This window comes from Phycicoccus sp. Soil802 (assembly GCF_001429605.1).
Taxonomy (GTDB): Bacteria; Actinomycetota; Actinomycetes; order Actinomycetales; family Dermatophilaceae; genus Pedococcus.
Window position 1 is genome coordinate 211,285 of sequence record NZ_LMSS01000006.1, and the last position, 24,789, is coordinate 236,073.

Annotated in this window: 22 protein-coding genes and 1 tRNA gene; 14 read left to right on the forward strand and 9 right to left on the reverse strand. The window is 69.9% G+C overall.

Annotated features, from left to right (window positions below):
- Positions 1 to 2 precede the first annotated feature (2 nt).
- From ASG91_RS15025 to ASG91_RS15045, 5 genes are all read left to right on the forward strand, one after another.
- On the forward strand, positions 3 to 797 hold the full coding sequence (locus tag ASG91_RS15025; RefSeq protein WP_235545667.1) for an HpcH/HpaI aldolase/citrate lyase family protein: 795 nt from the start codon (positions 3 to 5) through the stop codon (positions 795 to 797).
- 2 nt (positions 798 to 799) lie between these two features.
- Complete coding sequence (locus ASG91_RS15030; protein WP_056923454.1) at positions 800 to 2,020, forward strand: exo-alpha-sialidase; 1,221 nt, start codon at positions 800 to 802, stop codon at positions 2,018 to 2,020.
- Positions 2,017 to 2,706, forward strand: a complete 690-nt coding sequence (locus ASG91_RS15035; protein WP_056923455.1) for an SDR family NAD(P)-dependent oxidoreductase — start codon at positions 2,017 to 2,019, stop codon at positions 2,704 to 2,706. The genes ASG91_RS15030 and ASG91_RS15035 overlap by 4 nt, the downstream gene beginning before the upstream one ends.
- A 190-nt stretch (positions 2,707 to 2,896) precedes the next feature.
- On the forward strand, positions 2,897 to 5,662 hold the full coding sequence (gene aceE, locus ASG91_RS15040; RefSeq protein WP_056923785.1) for a pyruvate dehydrogenase (acetyl-transferring), homodimeric type: 2,766 nt from the start codon (positions 2,897 to 2,899) through the stop codon (positions 5,660 to 5,662).
- Positions 5,663 to 5,810: 148 nt separating this feature from the next.
- Positions 5,811 to 6,698, forward strand: a complete 888-nt coding sequence (locus ASG91_RS15045) for an NAD(P)-dependent oxidoreductase (RefSeq protein ID WP_056923456.1) — start codon at positions 5,811 to 5,813, stop codon at positions 6,696 to 6,698.
- Between the two features lie 32 nt (positions 6,699 to 6,730).
- Here the strand turns inward: ASG91_RS15045 and ASG91_RS15050 are convergent, their stop codons facing one another.
- On the reverse strand, positions 6,731 to 7,912 hold the full coding sequence (locus tag ASG91_RS15050) for a glycerophosphodiester phosphodiesterase (RefSeq protein WP_056923457.1): 1,182 nt from the start codon (positions 7,910 to 7,912) through the stop codon (positions 6,731 to 6,733).
- 126 nt (positions 7,913 to 8,038) lie between these two features.
- On the opposite strand from ASG91_RS15050, the gene ASG91_RS15055 reads away from it, so the two are divergent.
- From ASG91_RS15055 to ASG91_RS15080, 6 genes are all read left to right on the forward strand, one after another.
- Positions 8,039 to 9,247 (forward strand): CdaR family transcriptional regulator, encoded by a 1,209-nt coding sequence (locus tag ASG91_RS15055; RefSeq protein ID WP_056923458.1) that lies wholly within the window; start codon positions 8,039 to 8,041, stop codon positions 9,245 to 9,247.
- A gap of 132 nt (positions 9,248 to 9,379) precedes the next feature.
- Positions 9,380 to 10,348 (forward strand): ACP S-malonyltransferase, encoded by a 969-nt coding sequence (locus tag ASG91_RS15060; protein ID WP_056923459.1) that lies wholly within the window; start codon positions 9,380 to 9,382, stop codon positions 10,346 to 10,348.
- 1 nt (position 10,349) lies between these two features.
- The gene (locus ASG91_RS15065; protein ID WP_056923460.1) at positions 10,350 to 11,369 is read left to right on the forward strand and encodes a beta-ketoacyl-ACP synthase III; all 1,020 of its coding nucleotides are present in this window, start codon (positions 10,350 to 10,352) and stop codon (positions 11,367 to 11,369) included.
- Positions 11,370 to 11,461: 92 nt separating this feature from the next.
- On the forward strand, positions 11,462 to 11,710 hold the full coding sequence (locus ASG91_RS15070; protein WP_056923461.1) for an acyl carrier protein: 249 nt from the start codon (positions 11,462 to 11,464) through the stop codon (positions 11,708 to 11,710).
- A 132-nt stretch (positions 11,711 to 11,842) separates the two neighbouring features.
- Complete coding sequence (fabF, locus tag ASG91_RS15075) at positions 11,843 to 13,087, forward strand: beta-ketoacyl-ACP synthase II (RefSeq protein ID WP_056923462.1); 1,245 nt, start codon at positions 11,843 to 11,845, stop codon at positions 13,085 to 13,087.
- A 156-nt stretch (positions 13,088 to 13,243) separates the two neighbouring features.
- Positions 13,244 to 13,753, forward strand: a complete 510-nt coding sequence (locus tag ASG91_RS15080; protein ID WP_162257546.1) for a hypothetical protein — start codon at positions 13,244 to 13,246, stop codon at positions 13,751 to 13,753.
- A gap of 68 nt (positions 13,754 to 13,821) precedes the next feature.
- On the opposite strand, the gene ASG91_RS15085 is transcribed toward ASG91_RS15080, so the two are convergent.
- Together ASG91_RS15085 and ASG91_RS15090 are read right to left on the reverse strand one after the other, a co-directional pair.
- A complete protein-coding gene (locus ASG91_RS15085; RefSeq protein ID WP_056923464.1) occupies positions 13,822 to 14,466 on the reverse strand; it encodes a hypothetical protein in 645 nt (214 codons plus the stop codon).
- Positions 14,467 to 14,560: 94 nt separating this feature from the next.
- On the reverse strand, positions 14,561 to 15,076 hold the full coding sequence (locus tag ASG91_RS15090; RefSeq protein WP_082592443.1) for a DUF3145 domain-containing protein: 516 nt from the start codon (positions 15,074 to 15,076) through the stop codon (positions 14,561 to 14,563).
- A 223-nt stretch (positions 15,077 to 15,299) separates the two neighbouring features.
- Between ASG91_RS15090 and ASG91_RS15095 the strand changes: the two genes are divergently transcribed.
- Positions 15,300 to 15,373, forward strand: a tRNA-Ile gene (locus tag ASG91_RS15095).
- A 25-nt stretch (positions 15,374 to 15,398) separates the two neighbouring features.
- On the opposite strand, the gene ASG91_RS15100 is transcribed toward ASG91_RS15095, so the two are convergent.
- The 4 genes from ASG91_RS15100 to ASG91_RS15115 form a co-directional block, all read right to left on the reverse strand.
- Positions 15,399 to 16,514 carry a site-specific integrase gene (locus ASG91_RS15100; protein WP_056923465.1) on the reverse strand — a complete coding sequence of 372 codons (1,116 nt, stop codon included), beginning with the start codon at positions 16,512 to 16,514 and terminating at the stop codon, positions 15,399 to 15,401.
- A 1-nt stretch (position 16,515) separates the two neighbouring features.
- Positions 16,516 to 16,695 carry an AlpA family transcriptional regulator gene (locus ASG91_RS15105; protein ID WP_235543631.1) on the reverse strand — a complete coding sequence of 60 codons (180 nt, stop codon included), beginning with the start codon at positions 16,693 to 16,695 and terminating at the stop codon, positions 16,516 to 16,518.
- A 56-nt stretch (positions 16,696 to 16,751) separates the two neighbouring features.
- Positions 16,752 to 18,278 (reverse strand): replication initiator, encoded by a 1,527-nt coding sequence (locus ASG91_RS15110; RefSeq protein WP_157581850.1) that lies wholly within the window; start codon positions 18,276 to 18,278, stop codon positions 16,752 to 16,754.
- A 563-nt stretch (positions 18,279 to 18,841) separates the two neighbouring features.
- On the reverse strand, positions 18,842 to 19,189 hold the full coding sequence (locus ASG91_RS15115) for a hypothetical protein (RefSeq protein ID WP_056923467.1): 348 nt from the start codon (positions 19,187 to 19,189) through the stop codon (positions 18,842 to 18,844).
- 257 nt (positions 19,190 to 19,446) lie between these two features.
- Between ASG91_RS15115 and ASG91_RS15120 the strand changes: the two genes are divergently transcribed.
- Entirely contained in the window at positions 19,447 to 19,899 is a 453-nt protein-coding gene (locus ASG91_RS15120; RefSeq protein WP_056923468.1) for an SRPBCC family protein, read from the forward strand.
- A 633-nt stretch (positions 19,900 to 20,532) separates the two neighbouring features.
- Here ASG91_RS15120 and ASG91_RS15125 read toward each other — a convergent pair.
- Positions 20,533 to 22,311 (reverse strand): IS481 family transposase, encoded by a 1,779-nt coding sequence (locus ASG91_RS15125; protein WP_082593099.1) that lies wholly within the window; start codon positions 22,309 to 22,311, stop codon positions 20,533 to 20,535.
- An 871-nt stretch (positions 22,312 to 23,182) separates the two neighbouring features.
- On the opposite strand from ASG91_RS15125, the gene ASG91_RS15135 reads away from it, so the two are divergent.
- Entirely contained in the window at positions 23,183 to 23,590 is a 408-nt protein-coding gene (locus tag ASG91_RS15135) for a nuclear transport factor 2 family protein (RefSeq protein ID WP_056923470.1), read from the forward strand.
- A gap of 521 nt (positions 23,591 to 24,111) precedes the next feature.
- Here ASG91_RS15135 and ASG91_RS15140 read toward each other — a convergent pair.
- A complete protein-coding gene (locus ASG91_RS15140; protein WP_056923471.1) occupies positions 24,112 to 24,525 on the reverse strand; it encodes a hypothetical protein in 414 nt (137 codons plus the stop codon).
- Positions 24,526 to 24,789: the final 264 nt, after the last annotated feature.

Below are 24,789 nucleotides of genomic sequence, written 5' to 3' on the forward strand. Positions count from 1 at the left end.
CCGTGAGTTCCCCTGTGCCGCAGACCAACCCGACCGCCCAGGAGTTCACCCGGAGGTTGGGTGCACGGGAACGCGCCGTCGGCTACTGGGTCGTCCTGGACGCCCCCGTGGCCACCGAGCGGATCGCCCGCCTCGGCTACGACTACGTCTGCCTCGACGCGCAGCACGGGCTGCTCGGCTACAGCGGGCTGCTCGCGGGCCTGATGGCGGTCGACGCCGGCCGAGCCTCGGTCGGGCTGGTCCGGGTGGGCGCCAACGACCCCTTCCACATCGGCCAGGCCCTCGACGCCGGAGCAGCGGGCGTCATCGTCCCGCTGGTCAACACCGCTGACGACGCCCGACGGGCGGTGGCGGCCGCGACCTACCCGCCGACAGGGGTGCGGTCGTACGGCCCCATGCGGTCAGGACTGCGCATCGGCCCGGTCCCGGCGGAGGCGAACGCCGCGGTCTCCTGCCTCGCCATGATCGAGACCCCGGAGGGGCTCGCGAACGTCGAGGAGATCTGCGCCGTCCCCGGTCTGACCGGCATCTACGTCGGCCCGTCCGACCTGTGCCTCGCCGTCGGCGGGGCCTTCCCGGGCGATCCGGCCGTCGGCGACGAGTTCGAGGCCGCCCTGACCCGGATCAGCGCCGCCGCCGAGGCCGCCGGTGTGGCTGCAGGCATCCACACCCCCGCTGGCGCCGATGCGGCCCGGCGGCTCGGACAGGGCTTCACCTTCGCCACGGTCTCGTCCGACCTGGTCCACCTCGAGCGCGCTGCTGCCGACCACCTGGCCGCCGCCAGCGCGACCCCGTGACCATGGCCACCGCGCTCGGCACCGACGGCGTCCTCCGCTCGCGCGAGGGGGACGACGGGGTCGAGGAGGCCTTCCTGCCCGCACCGACGGTCCAGTCCCACGCGGCCAACCTCGCCGTGCTCGGTGACGGAAGCCTCGGCTGCGTCTGGTTCGGCGGCACGCAGGAGGGCGTGGCCGACATCGACGTGTGGTTCTCGCGACTCGCGCCCGGGGCCGACCAGTGGACCGAACCCATCCGGTTGTCCGACGACCCCACCCGCTCCGAGCAGAACCCAGTGCTCTTTCCCGCCCCCGACGGCCGCCTCTGGCTGTTCCACACCGCACAGCACGCCGGCGACCAGGACACGTCCTTCGTCCGGGCGCGGACCTCGCCGGACCACGGCGCGACGTGGGGTCCGGCGCGGACCCTGCTCGAGGCCGAGCGCGGCGGGGTCTTTGTCCGCCAGCCCCCCGTCGTGCTTCCCTCGGGGACCTGGGTGCTCCCCACCTTCACGTGCGTGCGGGTGCCCGGCGAGAAGTGGGTCGGCGACAGCGACACCAGCAGCGTGTGGGTCTCGACCGACGAGGGCGGCTCGTGGACCGAGCGCGAGGTGCCGGACTCGACGGGGTGCGTCCACATGAGCATCGTGCCGAGGGCCGATGGGGGGTATGCCGCGTACTACCGGAGCCGGTGGGCGGACCACGTCTACCGCAGCGTCTCCGACGACGGACTCGACTGGACCGCACCGCAGCCCACCGAGCTGCCCAACAACAACTCGTCGATCCAGGCGGCGCCGTTGACAGGTCACCGAACGGCGTTGGTGCTCAACGAGAGCAGCCGCCTCGACGCCGTCGCGCGCCGGGTCTCGCTGTACGACGAGATCGACGACGACGGCATCAGCGATGCGGCCCCAGCCGAGCCCGAGACCGTGTCGCAGGAGGACCTGGTCGCGGTGCAGGGCGCCTTCTGGGGAGCACCCCGCGCGCCCCTCACCCTGGCCGTGTCGGGTGACGACGGAGCGACCTGGCCGCTGCGCTGGGTGCTCGAGGACGGCGACGGCTACTGCCTGAGCAACAACTCCCGCGACGGCGTGAACCGTGAGCTGAGCTACCCGTCCGTCTGCCAGGACGCCTCGGGCACGGTGCACGTGGCATTCACGTACCACCGCCGCGCCATCCGGCACCTCCGCATCCGGGCGGCCGCCCTCGACGCCCGAGCCGCTGCAGCACCGCCTTCCGCATGAGTCGGACCGCCGTCGTCACCGGCGTCAGCTCCGGCATCGGGAGGGCGATCGCCCGTCGCCTGCTCGACGACGGCTGGTCGGTCGTGGGGCTGTCCCGCACCCGGCCGGCACGCGGCGACCTGCCCGGGCTCGACTGGCGTGCCGCGGACCTGGCCGACACCGGTCCCGCGACGGGTGTCGCGGCAGCCGTCGCCGACCTGGGCGTGGTCCACGCCCTCGTCCATGCGGCCGGCTTCCAGGAGTCCGGTCCGCTGACCGACCTCGACCCCGGGGCCAGCGAGCGCATGCACGCCGTCCACGTCGGCGCTGCCGTGCGTCTTGCCTCCTGCCTCGAGGGACGGCTGGCCGACGGCGGGCGGATCCTGCTCATCGGTAGCCGAACCGCTGACGGGGCCTGGGGCAAGAGCCAGTACGCCGCCACCAAGGCCGCGCTGCGGGCGCTCAGCAGGTCGTGGGCGATGGAGCTCACCGACCGGGCGATCACGGTCAACGTCCTCGAGCCCGGGCCCACCGGGACCGCGATGACCGCTGACCCCCGGCGCGCGGCGACGCCGCCCCGGACCCCACCCCTCGGCCGGCTGGTCCGGGCCGAAGAGGTCGCGGCCTACGCATCGTTCCTCCTCGAGCACACCGGCGCGATGGTCACCGGACAGCACGTGGTGATCTGCGCCGGTGCCTCGCTCTGACCCGGCCGGCCCCACCGGTCCGGAGTCGGCGGACCGACCGGCGCAGATATATGTCGCGGACGCTCCGGATACTGGCCAGTAGGCCGGTCCGGTTGTGACCGGCGACTCCTTCGGGTGGAAGATGGACGCGGAGGTCGCAGGCAACCCCGCGGCCCCTCGTCAACACTGGCGCGAGAAAGGACTCACGACCGTGGCCGCACGCGAGGAAGCCGGACCGATTCTCAACGGCATCCCCAGCCAGCTCCCGGACATCGACCCCGAGGAGACCAAGGAGTGGCTCGACTCCCTCGACGGGGTGATCGAGGAGGGCGGTCGGCAGCGGGCGCGCTACGTGATGCTCAAGCTCCTGGAGCGGGCTCGGGAGATGCAGGTCGGGGTGCCGTCGCTGACGGCCACCGACTACATCAACACCATCTCGCCGGAGCAGGAGCCGTGGTTCCCCGGTGACGAGGAGGTCGAGCGTCGCTACCGCGCCTACCTGCGCTGGAACGCCGCGGTCATGGTGCACCGCGCCCAGCGACCCGGCATCGGCGTCGGCGGCCACATCTCCACCTACGCCTCGGCGGCGACCCTCTACGAGGTCGGCTTCAACCACTTCTGGCGCGGCCAGGACCACCCGGGTGGCGGCGACCAGGTCTTCTTCCAGGGCCACGCCTCCCCCGGCATGTACGCCCGGGCCTTCCTCGAGGGTCGCCTCACCGAGGACCAGCTCGACGGCTTCCGCCAGGAGAAGAGCCACATCGTCGCGGGCCAGCCGCTCGCCCTGCCGTCCTACCCGCACCCGCGGCTGATGCCGGACTTCTGGCAGTTCCCGACGGTGTCGATGGGCATCGGCCCGATGAACGCCATCTACCAGGCGCAGTTCAACAAGTACCTGCACAACCGTGGCGTCAAGGACACCAGCCAGCAGCACGTCTGGGCCTTCCTCGGCGACGGTGAGATGGACGAGCCCGAGTCGCGCGGCCTGCTGCAGCTCGCCGCGGGTGAGGAGCTCGACAACCTCACCTTCGTCGTCAACTGCAACCTGCAGCGGCTCGACGGCCCGGTCCGGGGCAACGGCAAGATCGTCCAGGAGCTCGAGGCCTTCTTCCGCGGGGCCGGCTGGAACGTCATCAAGGTGGTCTGGGGCCGCGGCTGGGACCCGCTGCTCGCGCAGGACCGCGATGGCGCCCTGGTGCACCTGATGAACACCACGAGCGACGGTGACTACCAGACCTTCCGCGCCAACGACGGCAAGTACGTCCGCGACTTCTTCTTCGGCCGCGACCCGCGGACCCGCGAGATGGTCAAGGACTGGTCCGACGAGGACATCTGGTGGAAGCTCAAGCGCGGTGGCCACGACTACCGCAAGGTCTTCGCCGCCTACCAGGCCGCGATGAACCACACCGGACAGCCGACCGTCATCCTCGCCAAGACGATCAAGGGCTATGGCCTGGGCAGCCACTTCGCCGGCCGCAACGCGACCCACCAGATGAAGAAGCTGACCCTCGACGATCTCAAGGGCCTGCGCGACAGCCTCAAGCTGCCGATCTCCGACGAGGTGCTCGAGCGCGACCCCTACGCCCCGCCCTACTTCCACCCCGGACCCGACGACCCGAGCATCCAGTACCTGCGCGAGCGGCGCGAGAAGCTCGGCGGGCCGATTCCGATCCGTCGGGTGCAGCACGAGCCGCTCAAGCTGCCGGACCACTCGGCCTACGACATCGTCAAGAAGGGCACCGGCAAGCAGCAGGTCGCCACGACGATGGCGTTCGTGCGACTGCTCAAGGAGCTGATGCGCGACAAGGAGTTCGGCAAGCGCGTGGTGCCGATCATCCCCGACGAGGCCCGCACGTTCGGCATGGACTCGTTCTTCCCGACGATCAAGATCTACAACCCGCACGGCCAGAAGTACACCTCGGTCGACGCCGAGCTGATGCTGGCCTACAAGGAGGCGAAGGACGGCCAGATCCTGCACCTCGGCATCAACGAGGCAGGGTCGCTGGCGGCGTTCACCGCGGCCGGCACGTCCTACGCGACGCACGGCCAGCCGATGGTCCCGATCTACGTCTTCTACTCGATGTTCGGGTTCCAGCGCACCGGCGACTCGATCTGGGCGGCCGCCGACCAGATGGCGCGCGGCTTCCTCATCGGGGCCACGGCGGGTCGCACGACCCTCACCGGTGAGGGGCTGCAGCACGCCGACGGCCACTCACCACTGCTGGCCGCGACCAACCCCGCGGTGGTGTCGTACGACCCGGCCTTCGCGTTCGAGATCGGCCACATCATGGAGGACGGGCTGCGCCGGATGTACGGCGACGACCCCGAGAACGTCATCTACTACATGACGGTCTACAACGAGCCGATGAGCCAGCCGCAGGAGCCGGAGAACGTCGACCGCGAGGGCATCCTGCGCGGCATGCACCTCTTCGCCCCGGGCATCCCGGACGGTCTGCCGGACGACGCCCCCCGGGTGCAGCTGCTGGCGTCGGGTGTCGGTGTGCCGTGGGCCCTCGAAGCCCAGGACCTCCTGCGCAACGACTGGGGCGTCGTGGCCGACGTCTGGTCGGTCACGTCGTGGAGCGAGCTGCGCCGCGACGGGATGGCCTGCGACGAGCAGCGCTTCCTCCACCCGGACGGCGAGGCCCGCACTCCCTACGTCACCGAGCGGCTGCGGCACGCGCGCGGTCCGGTCATCGCGGTGTCGGACTACATGCGGCAGGTGCAGGACCAGATCCAGCCGTGGGTGCCGGGAGACTTCGCCTCGCTCGGCGCCGACGGGTTCGGGTTCTCCGACACCCGTCCGGCCGCGCGGCGCTTCTTCCACATCGACGGCCCCTCGGTCGCGGTGCGCGCGCTGCAGATGCTCGTCCAGCGCGGCGAGGTCGAGGGCGGGGTGGCTCGCGAGGCCGCCACGCGCTACCGCCTGCTCGACGTCACCGCCGGCACGTCCGGCAACGCCGGCGGCGAGAGCTGACCTCTCGCGGTGCTGAACTAACGAAAGCCCTTGCACGACAAGGTATGCCGCCCGCTCGCCTGAGCGGGCGGCATACCTGTCTGTTGGCGGGTCCGACTGTCGGTGGGTACAGCTGTTGGTGGGTGAAAGCGTGGGGCAGGATGGTGCGGTGACCTCCCCCACCACACCCTCCCGTCCCGTCCGCGTCGCCGTCACCGGGTCCACCGGCAAGCTCGGCCGCACCGTCGTCGCCCACCTCGTCGAGCAGGGCTACGACGTCCTCGCGCTCGACCGGGTGCGGCCGGCCAGCCCCACGACCCCGTTCGTGGCCGTCGACCTCACCGACTACGGCCAGGTCGTCGAGGCGCTGTCAGGGGGTGTCGACGAGCACGCCGGTCCGGTGGACGCGGTGGTGCACCTGGCCGCGATCCCCGCGCCGGGGCTGACCACCAACGCCGCGACCTTCGCGAACAACTCGGCCGCGACCTACAACGTCTTCGCCGCCGCCCGGGCCCTCCGGGTGCGCCGCGTCGTGTGGGCGTCGAGCGAGACGGTCCTCGGCCTGCCCTTCGACGCTCCCCCGCCCTATGTCCCCGTGGACGAGGAGTACCACCCCCGGCCGGAGTCGACCTACTCGCTGAACAAGGCCCTCGAGGAGGAGATGGCCCGGCAGTTCTGCCGCTGGGACCCCGAGCTGGTGATGGTGGGACTGCGGTTCTCGAACGTCATGGATCCCGAGGACTACGCAGCCTTCCCGTCGTTCGACGCTGATCCCTCCCTGCGCAAGTGGAACCTCTGGGGCTACATCGACGGCCGCGACGGAGCGCAGGCGGTGCGCCTCGGGCTCGAGCGGACCGAGCCGGGCTGCGAGGTCTTCGTGATCGCCAACGCCGACACCGTGATGAGCCGCTCGAGCGCAGACCTCGTGGCCGAGGTGTTCCCCGGGGTCGAGGTGCGCAAGGAGCTCGGCGAGCACGAGACGCTGCTGGGTATCGACAAGGCCCGCAGGCTGCTGGGCTACCCGCCGGCACACTCATGGCGCGATCACGTGGGCTGACCAGGAGGCCAGCCCACGCGTCGCCGGAGTTGTCAGTCGCGGCCGAGGAACTCCTTGCGGGCCGTGACGCAGATGTCCGGCTGGTCGCAGAAGACGCCGTCGACACCGGTGCGCAGGAAGGCGACGACCTCGTCGATGGCCCGCCCGAAGTCGGCTGGGTTGGTGCCGACCCGGTAGTCGACCGGGAGGAAGGTGTTCTCGGCGCGGAACGTGTAGGGAGTCACCTTCAGTCCCGCCGCGTGGGCATCAGCCACGAGGCGGGTGGGGCTCCCCAGGGTCCCGTCCGCTCGCCGCGGGATGACCAACGACTTGTCCGGGCCGATGCCGTCGACCCAGCGGGAGACCGATGCCAGACCTGACGGCGTCATGAGGTCGCGGTAGGTGCGCGGGTCGTGGGCGACGACGAGGTCGTAGGGCGCACCAGCGGCACTGGTGAGGAAGACGGAGCTGGCGCGGTAGCGGTACTCCTCGCGGAGCGCGACCAGGTTGGTCAGCTCGAAGCTCTGCACCCACAACGGCGCGTTGGGCCGGTTGAGGTGGTGTCGGGAGACGGCGTCGATGAGGGCCCGCTCGGGGTTGAGCCCGGCCGCATGGAAGTACGTCGAGTGCTTGAGCTCCGGGATGATGCCGATCTCACGGCCGTACTCCTTGGACAGCCGCTCGCGCACGCGCAGCACCTCCTCGAAGGTCGGCACCTGGTACCTGCCGTCGTAGAGGGTGTTCTCCTGCCGGACAGCGGGGAGCCGCTCGACGGCGCGCAGCGTCTTGAGCTCGGCCAGCGTGAAGTCCTCGGTGAACCATCCCGTCGTGCTCACCCCGTCGAGGACCTTGGTCGTCCTGCGCGCGGCGAACTCCGGGTGGGCCGCGACATCCGTGGTCCCGGAGATCTCCGGCTCGTGGCGGTCGACGAGCACCCCGTCGCGGGTCATCACGAGGTCGGGCTCGATGTAGTCGGCCCCCATGGCGACGGCCAGCTCGTAGGCGGCGATGGTGTGCTCGGGCCGGTAGCCCGAGGCACCGCGGTGGGCCAGGACGAGCGGCGTGGTCGTGGTCCAGCGCTGCTCGGTGGCGGGCCGATCGGCGGCGTGGGCCGCGGCGTGGGCGGCGACCGCGCCGGGTGAGCTGGTGGCTCCCTGGGCGGTGCTGACCGCCACGGCGGTGGAGCCCACCAGGAGGAGTCCGGCGACGGCGAGGACGGGGAGGATTCTGGTCATGCCCGCGACGCTAGGAAGCGCCGCGCGGCGGGGGGCGACCGCGCGGTGACGCGAGGGTGAAGGGGTGCCGAACTCTGACCAGCGACGCGGGGTGGGTTGTCGGCGGCATACAAATAGACTCCCCGTATGCCGCCGACTCGCGTCACCACCTCGGCCGCCACCCTGCAGCGGGTGGAGCGGTCCGCCGGCGAGCTGTCGTCGGCGGCGACGCGGCGGATGGAGTCGGCGCACGACTGGTACCGCGTGCTCTCGGCCGAGGACCGGTCGTGGGTCGGGCTGGTCGCGCAGGCCGGCATCGCGGCCTTCATCGCGTGGCTGCGCGAGGGCGGCGACCAGACCCCGGTCACGGCCGACGTCTTCGGCACGGCGCCCCGGGAGCTGACCCGGTCGATCACGCTGCGCCAGACCCTCGACCTGGTGCGCTCGGTCGTCGACGTGGTCGAGCAGGACGCCACCGCCCTCGCCGAGCCCGGCGAGGAGCAGGCCCTGCGCGAGTCGGTGCTGCGCTACTCCCGCGAGATCGCCTTCGCCGCCGCGGAGGTCTACGCGCACGCGGCCGAGGCCCGCGGTGCCTGGGACGCGCGGCTCGAGGGCCTCGTGGTCGACGCCGTGCTGCGTGGCGAGGCCGACGACTCGATGCAGTCCCGGGCCGCCGCGCTCGGGTGGGGCTCGACGACACGGGTCGCCGTGATCGCCGGCAGCACGCCCTCGGGTGGGTCGGAGGGCGTCGTCGACGGCCTGCGTCGTGCGGCCGAGCGGGTGGGAGTGGACACCCTGGCCGCGGTGCAGGGACGCCGGCTGGTCTGCATCTTCGGCAACGTCGACGACCCGCTGGCGGCGGCCCGTGCGGTCGCCGACCACTTCGGCGACGGCCCGCTGGTGGTGGGGCCGACGGTGCCCCACCTGTTCGCTGCCGGGCGGTCAGCGCGGGCGGCACTGGCCGGCCAGTCGTGCGCACACGCGTGGCCCGGCGCCCCGCGGCCGGTCACGGCCGACGACCTCCTGGCCGAGCGGGTCCTGGTCGGCGACGCGCCCGCGCGTGCCCTCCTGCTCGACCGCATCTGGCACCCGCTGTCGTCCAGCAGCGGCGCCCTCCTCGAGACGGCCTCGGCCTACCTCGAGTCCGGCGGTGGCCTCGAGGGCACCGCCCGGGTCCTGTTCGTGCACCCGAACACGGTCCGCTACCGCCTGGGCAAGATCGCCGAGCTCACCGGCTACCAGCTGACCGACCCGCACGACGCCCACACCGCGCGCATCGCCCTCGCCCTCGGACGGCTCAGCCGCCCGGTCACACAGCGGGCCATCCCCTACACCGACCGACCCGCGCGTGGCTGAGACCCTGCTCACACGACGCCCAGCCGCGGGCGCCATTCCCTGCGGCTTTTGTAGACATCCTCCAAAAGACCCCGTCGATGTTCGTGCCAAACGGTCACGCGGGGGTCCCCGTCCGACCGCAAGGGTGGAGACGTGATCGCAATCGTCTGCCCCGGACAGGGCTCCCAGACCCCCGGCTTCCTCGCGCCCTGGCTCGAGCTCCCGGCCTTCCGTGCGCGGCTCGAGTCGCTCTCCGACGTGGCAGGCCTCGACTTGGTCGCGCACGGCACGACGTCGGACGCCGAGACGATCAAGGACACCGCCGTGGCCCAGCCGCTCATCGTGGCGGCCGGCCTGGCCGCCGCTGCGGTGGTCCTGCCCGGTGGACCCACCGGCACGGTCGGCGTCACCGCCGGGCACTCGGTCGGCGAGATCACCGCCGCCGCCTTCGCGGGCGTGCTGTCCGACCACGACGCCATGGTGTTCGTCCGCGAGCGCGGCGCGGGCATGGCTGCCGCCAGCGCGCTGACCCCCACCGGCATGAGCGCGGTCCTCGGTGGCGACCCTGCCGAGGTGGCCGAGGCGCTGGCCCGGTACGGGCTCACCGCCGCCAACGCCAACGGCGCGGGCCAGACCGTCGCCGCCGGCACCCTCGAGCAGCTCGCGGCGTTCGCCGCCGACCCGCCGGCCAAGGCCAGGGTCATCCCGCTCCAGGTCGCCGGTGCGTTCCACACCTCGCACATGTCCCCGGCCGTGGAGGCCCTCGAGCGGCTGTCGGCCGACTTCGACGTCAGCGACCCGGGCGTGACGCTGCTGTCCAACGCCGACGGCCAGCCCGTCGCAGACGGCGCCGACGCCCTGGCGCGTCTGGTCAAGCAGGTGAGCAGCCCGGTCCGCTGGGACCTGTGCATGCAGACCATGGTCGACCTCGGGGTCACCGCCATGGTCGAGCTGGCCCCGGCCGGCACCCTCGTCGGGCTCGCCAAGCGGGCGATGCCCGGAGTTGCCACACTGGCAGTCAAGACGCCCGACGACCTCGAGGCGGCACAGCAGCTGGTTCGCGACCACGGCGGAGACCCCGCCGACGCAGGATCCCTCCCGACCGACGCGCAAGAGGCCTGACATGAGCACACCAGCCCCCAAGGGCACCGGCTCCATCACCCCGTCCGACGGGGCCACCTACGCCCGCATCATGGGTGTCGGTGGCTACCGGCCCGAGCGCGTGGTGATGAACTCGGAGATCATCGAGGCGATCGACTCCTCCGACGAGTGGATCCAGGAGCGCTCCGGCATCAAGAGCCGTCGCTTCGCCGCCAAGGACGAGTCCGTCGTCGACATGTCCGTCGAGGCCACCCGTGAGGCCCTCACCGCCTCGGGCCTCGAGGCCTCCGACGTCGACGCCGTCGTGGTCGCCACGGTCACGCACCCCTACCAGACGCCTGCCGCCGCACCGATCCTCGCCGACCGGCTGGGCATCCGCGGCGCGGCCTTCGACATCTCCGCCGCCTGCGCCGGCTACTGCCACGCGATCAGCCTGGCCAGCGACATGGTCCGCGGTGGCAGTGCCCGACACGTGCTCGTGGTCGGGGTCGAGAAGCTGTCCGACTTCACCGACCCGACCGACCGCGGCTCGGCGTTCATCTTCGGCGACGGCGCGGGCGCGGCGGTCGTCGGCCCGTCCGACACCCCTGCCATCGGCCCCACGGTCTGGGGCTCCGACGGCTCGCAGTGGAAGACCATCTCGCAGCGCGACTCGTGGGTCGACGTGCGCGACGGCGACCTCGGCTGGCCGGCGATCGGCATGGCCGGTCAGTCCGTGTTCCGCTGGGCGGTCTGGGGCATGGCCCCAGTGGCCCAGAAGGCGCTCGACGCCGCCGGCGTGCGCGCCGAGGACCTCGACGCGTTCATCCCGCACCAGGCCAACATGCGGATCATCGACGCCATGATCAAGCAGCTCAAGCTGCCCAGCGACATCGCGGTGGCCCGCGACATCGCCGAGACCGCGAACACCTCTGCGGCCTCGATCCCCCTCGCCACCGAGCGCATGCTGCGTGAGGGCGAGGTGCCCCACGGTGGCCTGGCCCTGCAGATCGGGTTCGGCGCGGGCCTGGTCTACGCGGCCCAGGTCGTCGTCCTTCCCTGAAGACTCCCGTCGGCCCGCGGGTGAACCGGGCCACCGCAGTGACCACACCACGTGACGACCAACTGTCACACCAACAGAAGGAGCTGAGCCGGATGGCGCAGAGCGAGCAGGAGATCCTCGAGGGTCTGGCCGAGATCGTCAACGAGGAGACCGGTCTGGACACCGAGTCGGTGCAGTCCGAGAAGTCCTTCACCGACGACCTCGACATCGACTCGCTGTCGATGATGACCATCGTCGTCAACGCCGAGGAGAAGTTCGGCGTGCGGATCCCCGACGACGAGGTCAAGAACCTCAAGACGGTCGGCGACGCCGTGTCCTTCATCGCCAAGAACCAGGGCTGAGCCCAGCAGTTCCCCTGCGCGGGTGGCGGCCACGCGGCACACCACTGCCGGACAGTGACCCCGTCGCACCAGCCGCCACCCCGCACCGGCCACCAGCCGCACCGCACGACCGACGAAGGAGCAGACCCAGCCATGACCGCCGAACGACGCGTCGTCGTCACAGGCCTCGGAGCCACCACCCCTGTGGGCGGCACCGTCCCCGAGACGTGGGACGCCATCCTGGCCGGACGGTCGGGCGCCAAGATGATGGACTTCGACTGGGTGGAGAAGTACGAGCTCCCGGTCAAGTTCGCCGCCACGATCCACACCCAGCCGACCGACGTGCTGACCAAGGTGGAGGTGCGCCGGCTCGACCCGAGCGCCCAGTACGCCCTGATCGCCGCGCGTGAGGCCTGGGCGGACGCCGGCGCCCCCGAGGTCGAGCCCGAGCGCCTCGCTGCTTGCATCGGCACCGGCATCGGTGGCGTCTGGACCCTGCTCGACCAGTGGGACAACCTGCGCGAGAAGGGCCCGCGCCGGGTCTTCCCGCTCGCCGTCCCCATGCTCATGCCCAACGCCTCCTCCGCCGCCGTCTCCCTGGAGATCGGCGCCCGGGCCGGGGCCCACACCCCCGTCTCCGCCTGCGCCTCCGGGCTCGAGGCGATGGGCTACGCCTACGAGATGATCCGCAACGGCCGGGCCGACATCGCGGTCGCGGGTGGCACGGAGGGCGCGGTGCACGCGCTGCCGATTGCCGGCTTCGCCGCCATGCAGGCGCTCTCGACCCGCAACGACGACCCCGAGCGCGCGTCGCGCCCCTACGACACCGGCCGCGACGGGTTCGTCCTCGGTGAGGGCGCCGCCGTGATCGTGCTCGAGGAGTACGAAGCGGCCAAGGCCCGTGGCGCCACCATCTACGCCGAGATCGGTGGCGTGGGCATGTCCTCGGACTCCCACCACATCGCCGCGCCGGAGCCTGAGGGCGCGGGCGCGTCCCGGGCGATGGTCGAGGCCGTCGAGCGGGCCGGCCTGACGCCCAAGGACATCGTCCACGTGAACGCGCACGCGACCTCGACCCCGGTGGGCGACGTGGCGGAGTCGAACGCCATCCGGCGCGCCTTCGGCGACGACACCGACGGTATGCCGGTCAGCGCCACGAAGTCGATGACCGGTCACCTCCTCGGTGCGGCCGGGGCGCTCGAGGGCGTCCTCACGATCCTGGCGCTGCACCACCGGATCGCGCCCGCGACGATCAACCTCGACGACTTCGACCCCGCGATCAAGCTCGACGTGGTGCACGGTGAGGCCCGCAAGCTCCCCGCAGGCGACATCGCGGCGCTGAACAACTCGTTCGGTTTCGGTGGTCACAACGTCGCGGTGGTCTTCACCTCGGTCTGACCTCAGCCGTTCGGCCGACACACCTGGAGCGCCCGCCCCGAACCTCGGGGTGGGCGCTCTATCGTGTGCCGACGGTCGCTGCAGGGGCGGCCCGGGAGGTCAGCGATGGTGGGCAAGTCGGGGGGGACCCTGGGGGGTCGCGAGCGCATCGTGATCGTGGACGAGCACCTGGCGGGACGGCTCAAACGGGCTGGGCGCCGGCACGTGCTGCGCCGTCGGCAGACCTGGACATCGTCCGTGCTGACCAGTCTCGTGCTCCTGCTGTGCGTCTCGGCTCCGGACCTCCTGGGCGGACGGCCCCGTGGCGTGTCCGCAACGGCCCTGGCGGCGCCAGGCGTCTACCTGGTGGTGACGGCCGTGACGCTCGGCTACACCGTCTTCACCATCGGCAGGCACTTCGACCGGGAGTTCGTGCCGGGACGCATCCTCGGCCTGACGGTCGGGAGCCAGACGATCCGCCTCCGCGACCACGACTCGTGCACGGAGCTGGCCTACTCGGTCATCGCCGGCGTCGTGATGCTGCGGGACGTCGTGGTGGTCGACCTCGGCCAGCGCTTCTGGGCGCTGCCGATCGAGCTGCTCGATGGCGTCAGCCTCGAGGTGCTGCGCGCCCGCGCCGGCCGGCCGGCGCTCGGCAACGAGCTCTGGCCCGAGCTGCAGGCCTAGCTGCCGGAACACCGTGGCTGCGTCGGCAGGCGCGGGTCGCCTGGAGCCGCAGGTCAGGGCGCTGGATTTCAGCCGGGCGGCGGCGGGATGGTGATGCTGACCAGCGGGTCGCCGGTGCTCGTGGTCGACCGGGTCGGCGAGCCCGTGCCCGGGTGGGTCTTGGTGGGCTTGGACTTCGTGGCCGTGGAGGACGTCGACGCATCGGTCGACGTGGAGCTCGAGGGACCGGTGCTGGTGGCCGAGGAGTGCGTCGACGCCGCCGTCGAGACGGGCGCGGGCGTCCGCTGAGAGCTGGATCGGGAGGCGGTGGTCGCCGTCCGCGTGCCATCCGTGGAGCTGCTCGCCGAGTCGACCTGCTGGCCAGTCAGCGACGTGCTGGTGGCGGCCGGGTCGTCCGCACCGTCGGCCGGCGCCTTGTCGGGGAGCACGAACGCGAACGACACCATCGCGGTCAGCCCGCCGATCCACAGGAGCACCAAGCTGGGCAAGGGCTTCCACGAGGCCTCCCGCCCCACGGCCTCCCGGTGGGCGAGGAACTCACGGGCGTAGGCGACCAGGGTCACGACGGCAGCGGCCGAGAACAGCCAGAGCACCCACGTAGCGATGGTGGCGCCACGGGGCAGGTCGGCGGCCAGAATCAGCCAGGCGTACCAGAGCAGCGTCCCCACACAGGCTGCGGCCAGCACCCCCAGGATGAGCTTGGGGCGGGTCACACGTTCCTCCAGAGTCGATCGGACAGCCGCAAAGGCTACCGAAGACCCCGCCGAACCCCCGAAACGTGCAGGTCACGCGGCTGCCTGAAAGCGCTCAGCCCACCTTGTGGAGCCAGCGCACGGGGGCTCCGTCACCGGCATACCGGAACGGCTCGAGCTCGGCGTCCCAGTCGGTGCCGAGCAGCTCCTCGACCATCTCGACCATCGCCTCAGGCGACCCCTGCGACAGCCGCAGCACGTCACGGAGCCGGTCCTCGTTGATCACGGCGTCACCGGCCGCCGAGGTCCAGGTGTGGTGGATCCCCAGGGCGGGGGTGTGCGACCAGCGCGACCCGTCGGCGCCGGCGCTCGGCTCCTCGGTCACCTCGTAGCGCAGGTTGTCCCACCCGCGCAGGGTGGAGGCGAGCTTGGCGCCGGTGCCCTGCACTCCTGCCCACGGGAACTCCGCGCGGACGAGTGCGGCACCGGCCGGCTGTGGGGTCCAGTCGATGGCCAACCGGCCGTCGAGGGCGGACTCGAGGGCCCAGGTGATGTGGGGGCACAGCGCTTTGGGGGTGGAGTGAATGAAAACCACCCCGCGGGTCATGACACGCGGCATCGCGACAGACATTCCGGGCCTCCTTGGTGTGCGAGGGACGTCTTCCCCACGAACCTCGTCACCTGCTGGCTCGGCGTGTTGCCGCGTTGTTCAGTTGGCTGTGCGGGTCCCATTGTGCACCACGAACCACATCCGCACCAGCACCACCACGAACCCCGTTCTCACCACCTCCATCGCAGGCACACTGGCGACGGTAGGCTCACGGCGCCCAGCCGGTGCTAGCCGAGCTGGTGCCGGGGCAGTAGCTCAGTCGGTCAGAGCAGCGGACTCATAATCCGTCGGTCGTCGGTTCAAGCCCGACCTGCCCCACAGGACGTTTATGCAGGTCAGCGCCCTAAGCGGCGTCATCGTGACCTCCGCTACGAGCCTCGGTCTCGGTGATGTGGCGCATTTGTGGCACATGCGAATCGAGCAGAGCCGCAACCGAGTCGAGATCGTCGCCGAACAAGCCGGCGTAGACGTCGAGCGTCATCGCCGCCGACGAGTGCCCCAGCATGCGCTGGACGGCCTTGACGTTCGCCCCTGCCGCAATCGCCAAGGATGCGGCGGTGTGTCTCAGGTCGTGCGGCGTCAGCCCGGTGATCCCGGCTGTCGCGCAGGCGGGGTCGAACACTCTGTGACGCCAGTTGCCCAGCCGCATGGGCGAACCGGTGGGTGAAGCGAATACCAGGTCGGCCGGCTGCTTCTCCTCGCACATCCGAGCCAGGTCCGGGATGAGGGCCGGCGGGACCGGTACGGACCGGGTCTGGTGGTTCTTCGTGGTGCTCCAGACCAGGCGACCGCCGACCTCCGAGGCGCTCTCAACGATGTGCAGCCTGCGCCGCTCCAGGTCGACGCGCGAGACCCGCAGAGCAGTCATCTCTCCGAACCTGATCCCGGTGAACGCCAGGACGCAGATGACCAGACCACCCGGACCGGCCGACTGCACGAGGGCGGCCAGCTCGGGAACGCTGAGGAAGCGTGGCTCGTCACGAACCGCCCGTGGCAGCCGCACACCAGTCGCCGGGTTGCGGGCGATCCGCCCGTCCTGCACGGCCATGCCCATGATCAGCGAGAACACCCGATGGATGTGCCGGACTGTCGAGGCCGTCCGGCCCGAGGCGCTCAACTCCCCCACCCACGCCGCGACGTCGGAGGTCGCCACCGATGACAGCCGGTAGGTACCCCAACGCGGTTCGACATGGGTCCGGACGATGCCCCGGTATCGCTCTGCCGTGGACTCCTTCAGGTGGGACAACCCCGCGGCCCAGACCCGGGCGTAGTCCCCCACGAGGACCTTGCCCGCCGACGGGTCGAGGTACTGGCCTCGGTTCATCTCGGCCTCGAGGTTGGCCAGGAACCTCTCGGCGTCGACCTTGCGGCGGAAGGACTTCTTTCGCTGGCGGTGCGACGGATCGCGCCATCGGGCGAGCCACCGGCCGTCGCGGCTGTCCTTGACGACGTGTGCCACCTCAGGCCACCTGCTCGGCTGCCCAGGCCCGTACTTGCGTCGGGTCGAACCGGAGGTGCTTGCCCAGCCGCATCGCTGGCGGCCCCTGCTCCCGATGCCGCCACTGGTAGAGGGTGCCCACCGGGACGCCGAGGAAGGCCGACACGTCGTGGATCGTCCACAGGCGGTCGATGGTGGGCAACACCCTCACCTCGGACGAGGCCTTTGCCTCGGGTCTGTCGTTTCTTCTCATCTGTCTCACTTCTCTCCTGATGACTGCTGCTTCCTGCTCTGTGCGCGTTCTTGGGCGTATTCGCGGGCTCGGGAGGCGGCTGCGGTCGCGAGGGCGGTTTCCCCGTCGTTGGCCCATCCGGTGCCGGCGTAGGCCCAGGACCCGATCACAACGGTGGTCCCGTCCGCGCCGTCGGCCAGCAGCTCGGCCTCGAGCTGGCGCAGGTCGACAGGAGTGCCGGTGCGATTGGCTTCGGCGATCCGGGCCTGGGCGCGCTGCCGTGCTCGCCGCAGGGCGCCGAGGGTGACGGAGTAGCGGCGTGACTTGGTGGCGAAGTGTCCGCGGAACCCCAGGGTGTGCGCCCACTTGCCGAGCAGCCCGTAGGGCGCTGTTGGGTCCTGGTCGGCGCTGACGGTGCGGCTGGCCATGTTGCGGGCGGTGGCGTGCAGGCGCCGCAGGTGGGTGCTGTCCTTGGACTCGGTGTCGGTCGCGGACTTGGTGGCGTACTTGGCCAGGTACCCGGCGACCTGTCCGGGTGTGAGTTCGCGGTCGGGGTCGTCGGTGCGTGAGGAGGTGCGCACCGGGCGGGTGTCGACCTGGGTGCCGAACGCAAGCACCCGTTGGATGTCGTCGTCGTGGACCGGATCGGCGGTGACCCGAACGGCTTGTACGGCTTGCTCGACTAGGGCGGAGAGCACCGGTGCCGTGACCGTGGTGGGGGCAGGGGCGAACCCGTCGGGCGTTTGGGGGCCGTCGAGGCGGACCAGGGCGTGGAAGTGGACCGCGCCGCGCAGCTGGTACTCGGCGACCTTGGCGTACTGCACGCTCGCCACGTGCCCGAGGTTCGCGGGGAGCACGCGTAGGTGGTGGGCCAACATCCGTCGCAGGGTGATGGTGAACCGTCGCCACAGCTCGGGCGCCCACCACTGCCACACCACAGCCGAGGCGTAGTCGTAGCAGTCCGGGCACAACGGCTGCCCCAGCGCCGGGTCGTCCTGTTCGTGGATCGCCATGCAGGACAGGGGTCTTCCGTGCGGGCACCGGGCTCCGGTGTCGCGACGTGGCCGGCACCGGCCGTGGTTCGGGTGGGTGCCGTGGACCGACCCGAACGAGGGCGCGGTCAGGGTCGCGAACACCAGCGGGTTCTCCGCCACGCGCTCGGGGACGCCCTTGCCGCCACTCACCCCGGCCCGGATCAGCTGGAACGTGTCCGCCGCGTACAACCTCGAGCAGGACTCGCACTCGGAGGCACGCCGGTTGCCGCAGCGCACGAACGTCACCCCGGTCGGCTCCTCCGCCGATGCGTACGTGCGGACCAGTCCAGCGGTTCCCCGGTCGAAGGTGTCGCTGCGGCCGACGAGGCGGATGGGCTTGGCGCAGAACCCGACCCGGGACGCGGCCACCGACCAGGCGTCGAAGTCCGGCGACAACAACCGGGCCACCACCTGCGCCTGGGTGACGGCGTCCAGGTGAGGCAGGTCCAGCGGTCGGTCGTCCCGCTTCCCGATCGGGGGCAGCGCCGACCAGACCTGGTTACGGGTCGTCAAGGTCACGACCACCACGCCCTTTCCCAAGGGTGTGCCGCGTGGAGCTAGTGCGACCCGTTCCACACGACACACCCAGTACTGGGGCGGCCACTAAGGGTGGTGCACACCGACGCTGGGGGTCGCTCAAACGCCGGACACGAAGAGATACAAGGTGCGGACCAAGAGTTTGGTGTCGTTGTGTGTTTGAGCGGCTGTCAGTTTGTGTGCGGCCTCAGGCCAAGGGTGGAGGAGCCGACCCTCCAGGGATATATCCGTCAATTTTGTGTGTTTGCTTTGTGTGTAATTGTCCGCTGCTTCGAGGGTGGCACCCACCACCGACAGCAATCCACCTTTTCCCCCGCCGACCGGCGATCCTTGACCATTTCCTTACCCAACTAGGCGCAGACGGAACTTCACCTCATGCGCCCTCAGCTCGCGTCCTCGCCCGGCCGGATGCGTCCGGACGGCAGGGACCGCCCTCTCGGCCACCCGACCGGACCAGCAGTCGAACAGGACGACAACTCGGAGATGCGACGAGGTCCGAACCAACAGGTCCGGACCTCGCCCCTGTACCTGCCGACATGCATGCGTCAGCAGTGCGCCCCTCCTTGTCCGCTGGCTGCCATGGGCACGTTGCGGAGGTCGACGATGAGGGCGGTCACCATGCCGTCGGCATCGCGGACGACCTCGTCAATGAACCCGGTGGCCTGCAGCGCCCTGAAGTCAGACTGTGAGAACGCCAAGGGCTCCCCGAAAGTGATCGTCAGGAACGGGAAGCTCACCGTGATGATCTCCTCGGCGAAGTCCTCCGGCGTCTGGCCAGGCGGATCCGCGATCGGGGCGTGCGCAAAGGCGGCCGCGGCGGCGCAGTTGATGGACTGAACGATCGGGTGGATCGTCGCTTGTGCGGGACTCGGCATGAACGCCAGGGTCGCCACACACACAGCAGCGGGAACCGCTGCACGGACAAGCACACGGGTCTCAAACATTGGTCGGCTCCCTTCGGGCCAGTGGTGGACTAGACACCCCCCCAGCATCCCGCCGGCGGCGGACCTTTGAATCCGCCAATGGGGTGAGGAATCCCCGCCGCCGACCAACGCAGCTGCCCGGCTCGGCCCCGGTTCTGAGTCTTGCGGCCGAGGGGCCGAACAGCTGTAACGCCCGCGACCCCTCGAATTTGCGCGATGATGCCGTCATGACTGTGGATGTGCGGGTGCAAACCACGATCAACCTGCCGATCAGTACCGTCGCGTCCTTCGCAGGCGACCCTACGAACGCGCCTGATTGGTACGCCAATATCAAGTCGGTCGTCTGGCAGACTCAGCCGCCGGTTGCGGTCGGGTCACGGATGGACTTCATTGCCCAATTTCTTGGCAAGCGCTTGGCGTACACCTACGAAGTGGTCGAACTCGAACCAGATCTGCGACTGGTGATGCGCACGGCAGATGGTCCCTTTCCGATGGAGACGACCTACAGCTGGGAGGTGGCCCGTGCAGGCAGCACCCGGATGACCCTGCGCAACCGCGGCAACCCGGCAGGCTTCTCCCGGGTTGCCGCACCCGTGATGGAGCTCGCCATGAGGCGGGCCACCACCAAAGACTTGGCTCGGCTCAAGACGCTCCTCGAGTCCGGAGAACGTAGCCCCTGAGGGCATACGCCACGGTCCTGCTTGGCGCGTGGTTGAGCTGCTCGCACCGCTGACCGCGCGTTCTAGGAACGAAAGTTCGGCGGGCGGCCTCAATGGTCAACACTCACATGGCCTGTGGAATCGTCAAGGACGACCTTATCGCCAGGGTCGGGAAGGCCCGTCACAACGCTGCCCGGGCATGCGGAGCGCAGGAAATGGATTCACCGGACGCACGATGGTCGGCATGGTGATGGTCCCAGGCCCTGCCTCGGCCAAGACTCGGATCTGGACCCTCCGGTGTATCTGGCTGTCGAGTTCGCGCGCAAATCGGAACCACCAAGGCGAGGGGTAGGTCCTTAGTTTGGAAGGTGCCATGATCTCCGAGAGGTCGCGGCGTCTTCAACTCTCAGCGCGTCGAGCGACACCATTCTTGGCGGAGCGGCGCCTGTTCATCACCATAAGAATTGCTGCGGTGACGGAGAGCATCCATGGCCGGTGCACCTGTGTGCGAGTTCGTCGTCTCACGTTTGACGCGCTCCAGCGCTGAGCTGGGAGGCTTGTGCGTCTAGGCCGTATCGGGGCAGGCCGTATCGGGGCCGTGCCTAGGTCCACTTGATGGGTGTCGTGCGGGGTTCAGTTGATGGGTAACACTTCCTAGGCTTGTTTGACACTTCGGTGGCCGTAGGCCTTGTGCCGTGTCACCTCCTGGTCGGTCAGTCGGGGCACGGTCTTGAGGATTGTCCCGCTCTCGTTGCTGATCCGGAGGGTGGTGTCGTCGACCTGCACGGTCACGACCTCGCGGGCGTGGGGCAGGCCGACCTGGACGCGCTGGCCGGCGACCTGGATCCCGCCCCGGCAGGACACCAGTCGCTCGACCCGTACCGGCCGGGTAGGCGGCGTGGGTGGTGGCCCCGCGGGGCGGGCTCCCTGCAGCCTGGCGAGCTTGCCCGCTGGCAGGGTGAACGCGATGGTGCGCCACAGGGTCCCGTCGCCCAGGACGACGTGGGCCAGCCGTTGCTCGAGCCGGATCGTGACCCGCTGCCCGGCCAGCACGCTGCTCACCGAGAGCTGCTGCTGGGCGATGCTGATGATGCCGATCGCGTTGACGGTGCGGTCGACCTCCACGGCGGTACCGGCCAACAGGCGCCCGGGTAGGCGAGGAGCTGGTGGTGGCCCGGCGGCGCGGGCACCGGCCCTGCGGAGCCGGGCGACGTCGCGGTCGGACAGCCGCGACGGCAGGGTCTTCAAGTACCGGCCGTTGCTGGACAGGTGCACGGTGGTCGAGTCGACCCAGAACGTGATCACCTCACCGGCGCGCTGCGGCCCGAACCAGAACTGCTGCTTGCCGATCGCCAGGTTCCCACTCGGCGGCACGGCGCGTTCGAGCTCCATCGCACCGACCGTCTCCGGCACCACCACCGCAGCGTCATCAGGCGGGGTCAGCGGCTGCGCATTCGGCTCGGGGGTGCCCTGCGCGGGCGTGGTGACCAGGGCCGGCGGGACCCACAACGGCAGCCCTGCCCGCGGCGCACCGGCACCGAACCGGTCAGCCGGAACCGCCATCCCCAGCGACTGATGGGGGCGGGTCGTGTTGTACTCGGCCCGCCACCCATCGACCGCCTCCTGCGCCGCGGCCACGGTCGCGAACAGTGGGGCGTCGTCGAGCAGCTCCCGCTGGATCGACTGGTGCCACCGCTCCACCTTCCCCGTCGTGGTCGGAGAGCGGACCTTGGTCAGCAGGTGCTCGATCCCGTTCATCCGACAGATCCGGTCGAACAACACCTCCGAGGGGCGGGGCCGCCCGTACTTGCCGGTGAACTGCTTGCCGTTGTCGGTCAGGACCTGCTCGGGCACCCCGTACTCGGCGAGGGCGGCAACGAACGCCGCGCACACCGCCCGACTCGTCGCCCGGGCGGTAACCACCCCGATCACCGCGAACCTCGAGTGGTCATCGATCCCCGAGATCAGCTTGGCCTCCGACCCGTCAACCATGCGCACCGAGCCCATCACGTCCATTTGCCACAGCTGCATCGGACCCGGCCGCTCCCACCGCACGAAGTCCTCCCGCCGCCGTTTCCGTGCCCGCGCCGCCACCAGGCAGTGACGCACCAGCACCCGGTACACCGTCGAGCGGGACGGCACCGGCTCCACCCCAGCCCGGCCCAGCTCATGCACCAGCCGCCGCGGACCCCACCGCGGATGATCGATCCGCAGCTGCACCAGCAGCGCCTCCACCTCCGCTCCCAGCCTCCACGGATGCGAGACCGGCCGGTGCGACCGGTCCACCAACCCCGACAGGCCCTCGGCCCGGTACCGGCCCACCCACGCATGCACCGTCTTGCGGGACACCCCGTACCGGGTGGCGACCTCGGTCACCTGCGCCCCGCCGAGCACCTCCATCACCGCGTGATACCGCTGCTCCACAACACTCAACTCCACGAGCATCAGCCCGGTCCTCCCACGCGACGACAACGCCACATACGACGGTCCGGGACGGCAGCGTCACCCATCAAGTGAAGCCAGCGTGTAACCCATCAAGCGGAGTCGGACAGCCGTATCGGGGCCGATCGGTGAGAACTTTCCTTACTGGCTCAAGCGCGGCTCCGCCGCAAAGCGCGGGGCCCCGCGATGGGGCCCCGCGCTGCAGGCGCTTCGCGCCTTCCGCGCACCCCACCGCACCCCACGCCAGACAGCACGAAGGGCGCCATGTGCGATGACGCCCCCACCTGACTGATCGTCCCTAGCCGGCCGGGGAGCCCGTCACAGAAACGCGCGCAGAAATCTCAGCCCATTCCGGGCGCTCTGCCCAACAGCACCCGCGAACGAGCGACCAGCCCGTCGGCTGTCCCTGTACGCGACCACGACAGCACCGACCAGCCCCAGGAGACCCACCAGGAGCGCCAGGAGGCCGACGACCGGAGGCCATGGAACAACGAACGAAGTCGCGAGGATGAGGCCGGAACCCAGCAAGACGACCAACGACAACAGACCAACTGCAGACAGCCCTTGGTGCTCCTCGCGCATCGCCATGTGCAGAGTATGCGCGACGCTCACCTCTGAGCCGCCGACCCAGCGCTCCACTCTCCGCCCACCTCCGGGCCGCATCAAGGGCGCTACGCGTCACTGCGTGATGGCCTCCGGCCACCCTTGACCCGACCACTCCGGCAGCCTCCCCTGCTCCGCTATCGGGTCGGTGGCTTCCTCTGGCCAACCACACCAAGGCGTCCAGCCGAGGCGCCTGTTGCATCTCCCCAAGGAGGATTGCCGCGGCTAGATTGGACTGTCCAGCCCTGGGAGGTGCGCGGTGCTCAACGAGAAGGAACTCCTGCTCGCACTCCGCCGTCACTGGGAGCACTCGGGGAGGGACGAGGACATTGCCCACGAGATCTACCACGATGACGCCGTACTGGAGTTCCCCCAATCCGGTGAACGCTTCGAGGGTGTGGAGAACTTCAGGGAATGGCGTCGGCAGTACCCGGCGGCGCTCAAGTTCCACACCCGGCGAATCACCCACCGCGCAGACCTGGTGGTCGTGGAGAACCTCATCAGCTACGACGGTGCCCCGTGGATGCACACCGTGAACCTCTTGGAGTTCAGAGGCGACAAGGTCGCACACGAGCGGATTTACATCATGGACGGCTGGGAAGCCGCTGAGTGGCGGGCCCCATGGCGAGCTGCGACTGTGGCAGACCCACCACCACCGCCGCCCTAGGGCACACCACGAGCCCAGTGATGGGGGCCGCGAACTGGCAGCATTCGGCGCCCTGAGGTACCCGAGAGATACCCACATGTCCGGAAGGAACCGCAACCCCACGGCATAGCAACAGGGCAAAGCCGTTGCGACGCAATGGAATTCGAGAGGCTCTTGGAGCAAGGTCAGACTCCACAAGCGGTGGTAGCTTCTCCTTGACGCGCTTCTCAGAGTCTGTTGATCATCCACATAATGACTCCCTTCGCTACTGACCGACGATCGCCGGTCCGCTGGTCGAAGGTGTGCCATGAAGGGCTTCAAGGCCAACCAACGCCCCCGGAAACGGGCTCTGAGAGGCCCGGATCGTCGTGGCACCTCAGTGGCACACCAGTTTGAGAATCGACCATTTTGGGCGTCAGACAACCACCACGAACTGAGCACGAAATGGCCAAAATTGGCGCCCGACCTGCACCTTCGGGACTTCTCATAATCCGTCGGTCGTCGGTTCAAGCCCGACCTGCCCCACCGGTATCCAGCCAGGGTCAGCTCGCTTCGGCCTCGAAGTCGCCGGTCAGGGCGGTCTGCATGAGGGCGAGGTGGGCGATCCGGCGTTGCTGCGGGTCGGCGGTCTGTCGACCGCGCATGAGCCGTCGACGCAGCTCGTTGATGAGCTCCTGGTTGGTCACGAAGCGGAGCACGAAGGTGGGCTCCCCCTCCTGGTTCTTCGGAAGCCCGCACGCCACGGCAGCGGCCACGACCAGCTCTCGGTACGTCAGATCGAGGGCCTTCGCCAGGGATGCAAGGGTTTTCTCGTCGGGCATGCAAGGCAGCTGATCCGGGCCGATCAGCGTGGCGAGGACTTCGGCGCTCACGCCGCTCTCAACCGTGCAGCGCGAGACCGACCAGCCCTTCTCGCACAGCTTCTCCTCGATGACGGTGCCGAGTTCATTTCCCATGTCGCCCCTCCTGCGTGGATTCGTTCCGTATGTGCCCCTCTTATGGTGATCAAACCATGATCACTTGTTCTGCTTTCGGTAAACCGCAGAACAAGTTGTTAAAGGTTCGGTAAAGGCGTTTGCCTCCCTTGAGGGCAGACGGCCGTGCCGACGACCTGATGGCGAGCACGTCGGAGGCGTTCCTACGGCCGGCCCTGGGTTGTGGCCGTCCTCTGCACCATGATCAGTCGGTCGTCGGCTCAAGCTCGACCTGCCCCACCAGTG